Source organism: Streptomyces sp. NPDC046465 (assembly GCF_040646035.1).
Lineage (GTDB): Bacteria > Actinomycetota > Actinomycetes > Streptomycetales > Streptomycetaceae > Streptomyces.
In genome coordinates, this window is sequence record NZ_JBEYZK010000013.1 from 263,059 (window position 1) to 269,759 (window position 6,701).

The 6,701-nt window shown below is 69.3% G+C and carries 4 protein-coding genes; 1 reads left to right on the plus strand and 3 read right to left on the minus strand.

Annotated elements, in window-relative coordinates; all coding sequences use genetic code 11:
- Positions 1–206 precede the first annotated feature (206 nt).
- Entirely contained in the window at positions 207–1,283 is a 1,077-nt protein-coding gene (locus ABZ953_RS22150) for a glycosyltransferase family 2 protein (protein ID WP_361726487.1), read from the plus strand.
- Positions 1,284–1,379: 96 nt separating this feature from the next.
- Here the strand turns inward: ABZ953_RS22150 and ABZ953_RS22155 are convergent, their stop codons facing one another.
- The 3 genes from ABZ953_RS22155 to ABZ953_RS22165 form a co-directional block, all read right to left on the minus strand.
- Complete coding sequence (locus tag ABZ953_RS22155; RefSeq protein ID WP_361726489.1) at positions 1,380–3,056, minus strand: LCP family protein; 1,677 nt, start codon at positions 3,054–3,056, stop codon at positions 1,380–1,382.
- Positions 3,057–3,142: 86 nt separating this feature from the next.
- Complete coding sequence (locus ABZ953_RS22160) at positions 3,143–4,900, minus strand: LCP family protein (protein ID WP_361726491.1); 1,758 nt, start codon at positions 4,898–4,900, stop codon at positions 3,143–3,145.
- 227 nt (positions 4,901–5,127) lie between these two features.
- Complete coding sequence (locus ABZ953_RS22165) at positions 5,128–6,465, minus strand: LCP family protein (RefSeq protein WP_361726493.1); 1,338 nt, start codon at positions 6,463–6,465, stop codon at positions 5,128–5,130.
- Positions 6,466–6,701: the final 236 nt, after the last annotated feature.

Consider the following 6,701-nt stretch of genomic DNA (forward strand, 5'->3'; position numbering starts at 1 on the left):
GGGCCGGTGGGCGGGGGCGGCGCGGCGTGGGGGCGGGGGAGCGGGGCGGTGTGGGCACGTGCGGGACACCTCCGCGAAGAGCGGGCGGCCGGGGGCGGGGACGAGCCGGGGAACCCGAGAAATGTAATGCCATACGATGTGCGGCCCGGGGTAGCGACCCGGACGGCGCGCGCCCGTGTCCCCCATTCGCGGTAACGTGACGCGTGATGAACGCGAAGTCTGAGGTGCAGCCTCCAGCCGTATCCGTGATCATGCCCGTCCTCAACGAGGAGCGGCATCTGCGCGAGTCCGTGCACGCGATCCTGCGGCAGGAGTACGCGGGTGAGATGGAGGTCGTCGTCGCGCTCGGCCCCTCCACCGACCGCACGGACGAGATCGCCGCCGAGCTGGTCAGGGAGACGGCGTCCAGTTCCCGGGCCAGGGTCCACACGGTGCCCAATCCCACGGGGCGCACGCCCGCGGCGCTGAACGCCGCGATCAAGGCGTCCCGTCACCCGATCGTGGTGCGCGTGGACGGCCACGGCATGCTCTCCCCGAACTACATCGCGACCGCGGTCCGCCTCCTCGGTGAGACCGGTGCGATGAACGTCGGCGGCATCATGCACGCCGAGGGCGAGAACGACTGGGAGCACGCGGTCGCCGCCGCCATGACGTCGAAGATCGGCGTCGGCAACGCCGCCTTCCACACCGGCGGCGACGCACAGCAGGCCGAGACGGTCTTCCTCGGCGTCTTCCGCCGCGAGGCCCTGGAGCGGCAGGGCGGCTACAACGAAGAGTTCATCCGCGCTCAGGACTGGGAGCTGAACTTCCGCATCCGCGAGGCCGGCGGCATGATCTGGTTCTCGCCCGAGCTGAAGGTCTCGTACCGCCCGCGCCCGAACGTGAAGGCGCTGGCCAAGCAGTACAAGGACTACGGCCGCTGGCGGCACGTCGTCGCGCGCTACCACGAGGGCTCCATCAACCTGCGCTACCTCGCGCCGCCGACCGCGGTCTGCGCGATCGCCGCGGGCATCGTCGTGGGCGCGGCGCTCACGCCGTGGGGCTTCGTGATCCCCGCCGGCTACCTCGCGGCCATCGCCGCCGGGTCCGTCCCCGCGGGCAAGGGCCTGCCCCTGAAGGCACGCCTGCAGATCCCGGTGGCGCTCGCGACCATGCACATGTCGTGGGGCTGGGGCTTCCTCACCAGCCCGCGCTCGCTGGCCAGGAAGGTCATCGCCTCGCGCCGCCCGGCCGTGCTGGGGGAGACCGAGACCCAGGGGGCTCAGGAGGCTCAGGGGGCCTGACCCCCGCCTTGACCTCCCGCCTGACCTCCCGTACGAACGACAGCGGCCCGGCCCCCGCCTCACCGGTGGGGACCGGGCCGTCGCCGTACCTCGCGCCTACCAGCTGAAGCCCGGGTCCACCTTCATGCACGCCTTCTTGTCGGAGCCGCTGAGCGCGTCCGCGGAATCCGGCGTCGTGTCGTCCTTCTTCTTCGGCTTGGGCGGTGCGTCGCCCTCGCGCCAGTCGGAGCCGACGACCAGCGTCACCCCGGAGACGTCCGTCGACTTCTTCGCCGAGCTGAGCGGCAGCCCCAGGGACGTGGCGACCCGCTGGGCGTCGCCCTCCAGATCCTTGCTGGGGTAGCGGATCACGGTCCTGGCCTCGGTGAGCGCGGCCGCCGTGTCCGGTGTCGCCTTCGCGAAGCCCTTGCCCGTGAGGAGCTGCGTCACCGTGCTCGCCCGGCCGCTGACCGGGGGCTCCGCGTCGGTCCGCGTGCCGTTCTGGACCTGCACCGCGATCTCGTCGTCCGCGGCGGCCGGATCGTCGGACTTCTTCTCCTTGGCCGGTTTCTTGTGGCCCTTGCCGTCCAGCGGGATGTCGTCGCGTACGAGGCGGAAGAGCTGCTCCGCGTCGTCGGGCTTGGGGACGACGCGCTCGCCCGCGTACTCGAACGGCATGGTCGTCATCGTCGTACGGTTCGGCGGGACCTTCTTGAGCTCGTTGCCGAGGTCGTACAGCTTCTTGATGGTGCCGAGGCCGTCGTCGACCTTCAGCGCCTTCGTCGCCTCCTCGGCCAGCTTGCGCAGCTGGTTGGGGCTGGTGAGGCCGGTGTTCTCACGGAGCTTGCGGACCAGCGCGTTCATGTACATGTGCTGGGCCTTGGCGCGGCTGATGTCGGTGCCGCCCTCGAAGCCGTAGCGGGTGCGCAGCCACTGCAGGGCCTGCTTGCCCTTGACCTCCGTGGTGCCCTTCTTCAGCTTGAGGCCCGAGCCGTGGCCCTGGCTGTCGCGCGAGTGGATGTTCTTGTCCACGCAGACCGGTACGCCGCCGATGGCGTCGGCCATGGAGACCACACCCGAGAAGTCGACCATCATGAAGTGGTCGATATGGATGTTGGTGAGCTTCTCCCAGGTGGCGACCGTGCAGCCGGGGCCGCCGCGGCCGAGCGACTCGTTCGTCATGTTCTTCGGGCCGGTCTGCGCATAGACCTTGCCGTTGTCGTCCGTGCACTTGGGGATCTGCAGGAGGGTGTCGCGCGGCATGCTCACGACCGACATGTTGGAGCGGTCGGCCGAGAGGTGCAGCAGCATCTGCACGTCGGCAAGGGGCGGCGAGCCGAAGGTGTTCTTGGCGCCGCCGAGCTTCTGGTTGGCCTTGGAGTCGCGCGCGTCCGAGCCGATGAGGAGAATGTTCATCGGGGTCTGTCCCGCGGCGTTGGGCGTGGGCTCGGGGGCCCGGTGCTCGCCGAGGTTCAGGTCGTCCGTCTCGATGTTGCCGTTGAGGTGCTGGTAGTAGAGGTATCCGGCGCCGGCCGTCCCGAGTATCAGTACCGAGAGGATCGTGGCCGACCAGCGCAGGACGCGGCGTCTGCGCCGAGGCGGCCGCTTGCCGCCGCCCGCGCCTTTCGTACCGCGCCGGTGCCGGGCGGCGTCGCCCTTCGCGGACTCGCCGCCGGTGCGTGAGGCGTCCTCGGAGCGTGCTTCGCCCTGGGGCGCACCGTCGTCCCAGCCGCGATCACTGGCGTGCGGAGCGCGCCGCCGCACCCCCTCCTTACGCACGCTGTTCTGCCTCATCCCCAGCCCCTCCCCGCCCCATACCTGAACTGCGGCTGCCCTGCGGCGCCATGGCGCACTGTTAGATGCAGAACAACCGCTTCAGGTCACTTCGCACACACAGTCTTGTCCGCTTCGACCTTCTTGATGTCCTTCGGTGCCTTCGAAGAGGCATCAACGGGCACCCCCGCGCCCTTGAAGTCGCCGCCGAGCGTCAGTTTCATGGCCGGCAGGCCCTGCGCGTTCTTCTCGCTCTTGCCCGCCTTCAGGGCGGCACCGGGCAGACCCATGATGTCGGCGAGCCGACGGGCCTGGTCGGCCTGGTCCGGCGCGTACTCCAGGGTCGTCTTCTTGATGACCGAGGGCGCGTTCCCCAGTTGGCTGGACTTGAGCACGCCCTCAGTGTTCTGCAGCCAGGTGAGAGTCGTCTGAGCGGCGCCGGTCTTGCCGCTGCCGTTGTAGATGTCGACGCGGACCTCGGAGGGGTCGGCCTTGGGGCCCTTGAGGCGGGCGGCCACCGCGGCCTTCTCCTTCTTCTGCTGCTTCTTCACCTCGGTCAGCGACTGGTCGGCGCGCATCATCGCGAAGAGCTGCTCGGCCTTGTCCGGCGCGGGCACCACTGTCGTGTGGACCTTCTCGGCGGGGTTGTCGACCACCGGCACCGTGGTGAAGCTCAGGTTCTTCATGTCGAGCTTGCCGAGCTCCATGCCGAGGCTCTTGAGCTTCATTATGTCGGCGATCTTGGAGTCGACGGTGAGGGCTTCGGTGCCCGCCTCCGCGAGCTCGATCATCTTCTTCGGGCTGGTGAGGGTGTCGTTCGACTTGAGCTTGCGCATGAGTGCGCTGAGGAACTGCTGCTGCAGTTCGATCCGGCTCAAGTCGCCGCCGGTGCCCACGGAGTGGCGGGTGCGGACGAACGCGAGGGCGTCCTCGCCCGCGATCGTGTGCTTGCCCTCGGACAGCTTCAGATGCGACTTGGGGTCGTCGATGTCCTTGGCGAGGCAGACCTCCACGCCGCCGACCGCGCTGGAGAGCGTCTTGACCGCGTTGAAGTCGGCCACCATGAAGTGGTCGGGCGTGATGCCCGTGATCGCCTTGACCGTACGCATCGTGCAGCTCGGCGTGCGGTCGTACTGACCGAGGCTCTCGTTGAAGCGGGCCTTCTGCGACGGCTGGATGTCCTTCGTGCTGCCGTCCTTCTGCTTCGTCGGGCAGGTCGGAATGTCGACGATCATGTCGCGCGGAATGCTCAACGCGGTCGCGTTCGTACGGTCCTTGGAGACGTGCAGCAGGATCGTCGTGTCGGCGTGACCGACGCTGCCCTCGTCCCCGTACCCCTTGTTGCCGCTGCCGCTGCGCTTGTCGGTGCCCATCACCAGGATGTTGATGGCCCGGTCCTTGCTGAAGCCACCGGTGCCCGCGCCGTCATCGTCTATCGACGTGATGTTGTCGTTGAGGTGCTGGTAGTAGAGATAGCCGCCGGCGCATCCGGCGACGAGCAGGAAGGCGAGCGTGCCACCCGTCCAGACCATCACCTTCTTGCCCTTGGACTTGCGCGGCTTCTGCTTTCGGCGGCCGCCGGAGCCGGGTTCCGGCTCCTTGACGCGCCGCCGGCGCTGTCCCGGCACCGCGCGTCGCTCGTCGCGTTCCCCCTCACCGGGAGAACCCTCGCGGGGAGAGCCCTCGCGGCCCGGCGCGGAGCGGCCGCGGCCGCCCCTGCGGGGTGAGGAGCTACGAGGTCCGGGCACCGTCGACTGCTCTGCGGAGGGACTCAGTCGCAGTTCGTAATCACCGGTGTCCGGGTTGAGTACCCACTGGTCTGCGGGGTCGATGTTCTCCGCCCGCCCACGGCCTTGCGCGTCCACGGTTGTTTACGTCCTCCGTCGGGGCCACGCGGCGCCTTTCCCCCCTCTAAGAAGGCGCTCGGTCACTCGTTCCAGCGGTGCGCGGCCGACATGGCCCGGCGCACCGGATCGCTCACACTATCCGCCCAGTTCAGCGTCGAACGACGCCGGTGACAAATTCCACTCCCCTACAACTGGGCAATCCGCCCTATTTCTTTGTGGGGCACACCGTTCCCTTGGGGATCGTTTTACTCGCAGGTGGATCCCGCGGCCGTGTTGCCCCTAAATGTCGGCGCGGGGGACGGCGTCGGAGAGGGCTCCTCCGGCTTCTCGTCGCTCCACTCGCCGGAGTCGTCGTACTCCTCCTCGCCGGAGGAGTCCTGTTCGCTGCCGGTGGGGGAGCTCTGTTCGTCCGGCTCGATCGCCTGTTCCTCGCCGGGCCCGGACTGTTCGGAGCGGCGCGGGTCCACCGCGACCGGGCTGTCCGTCCGCAGCCGGTCGAAGAGGCGGTCCGCCGCGGGCTCGACGAGCTCGTCGCGGTTGGCGTCGTAGGTGTACGACTGACGGGGAACGGTCAGGAACTGCACCCCTTCGGTAGGGATATTGCGCATGCCGCGCACCAGTTCGTACAGACCCCGCAGACTTGCGAGTCCGGGGTCGGTCGTGAGCGAGGAAGTCGCCGCGTCGAGAACGGGATAGAGCTTCGCCGGATTCAGCAGGACGTCATTGCTCTGCGCCTTGTTGACGAGCGCGCCGAGGAACTCCTGCTGGCGGTCCATCCGGTCGGTGTCGCTGCCGTCGCCGAGGCTCTTGCGGGCGCGCACAAAACCCAGCGCCTGTTCCCCGTTGAGGCTCCGCACGCCCGGCGCGAGTTTCACCTGGGCGTCGCTGTCGTCGATCGGGGTCTTGATGCAGACCTGCACGCCGTCGACCGCGTCGACCATGTCCTTGAACCCGGCGAAGTCCACGACCATGTGGTGGTCGACGCGGATGCGCGTGAGCTTCTCCACCGTACGGATCGTGCACGCCGTACCGCCGAACTCGAACGCCCAGTTGAACTGCGCGAACCGGGGTTCGGCGCGCGAGCCGTCCGGCCTGCGGCAGCCGGGGATCTGCACCATCAGGTCGCGCGGGATCGACACGGCCGTCGCGCTCTGCCGGTCGGCCGCCAGGTGGAGCAGGATCGTGGTGTCCGAGCGCTGGGTGCCGGGGTCCTTGCCGTACTTGCGGTTGCCCGGCCCCGCACGCGTGTCGGAGCCGAGGAGCAGGATGTTCTGAGCGCCGCTCACCAGCGCCGTCGGGCGCTCCTTCTCGAAGCGCGCGAGCTCGTCGGCCGCGTCGGTGTCCGTCGTGATGTTCCCGTTGAGCTTCTGGTACGCCGCCCACCCCACGCCGCCCACGCCGAGCACCACGACCGCGGCACCGAGCGCGGTCCAGCGCAGCCAGCGGTGCTTGCGGCGGGCTTCGCCCGCGCCGGTGGGGCTCGCGCCCGTGCCGGGTCCGTACGTGGCCTTCGGCTCAGGCGGGGTGCCTTCCGGGGGCGGTGACCCGTCCGGTCCGGAAGGCGTGCCTGCGGTCTCGGTCACGTGTGCGTCCACCCCTCATGGCTGCGTCGGTGCGTTTGTCCGTACCTACGACCATGGACCGGCGCGGCGCCGGGGGCCTCCGGGCCAGGGGGCGCAGTGCGCCGAACGAGGGAAACGACCCGGTGTGGCGCCGGGGCGGGTGGGGATGTGGCACAGGCTCTGAGAGCCTGTGCCCCCACCCCCGTCGGAAACAAGCGCCGGGGCGGTAACCCCGAAGAACGTCACACGCGAACGCC

Excerpts from the sequence above, each read along its gene's own strand:
- ABZ953_RS22150 (WP_361726487.1), top strand. The coding sequence starts at position 207 with ATGAACGCGAAGTCTGAGGTGCAGCCTCCAGCCGTATCCGTGATCATG.
- ABZ953_RS22155 (WP_361726489.1), bottom strand. The coding sequence starts at position 3,056 with ATGAGGCAGAACAGCGTGCGTAAGGAGGGGGTGCGGCGGCGCGCTCCG.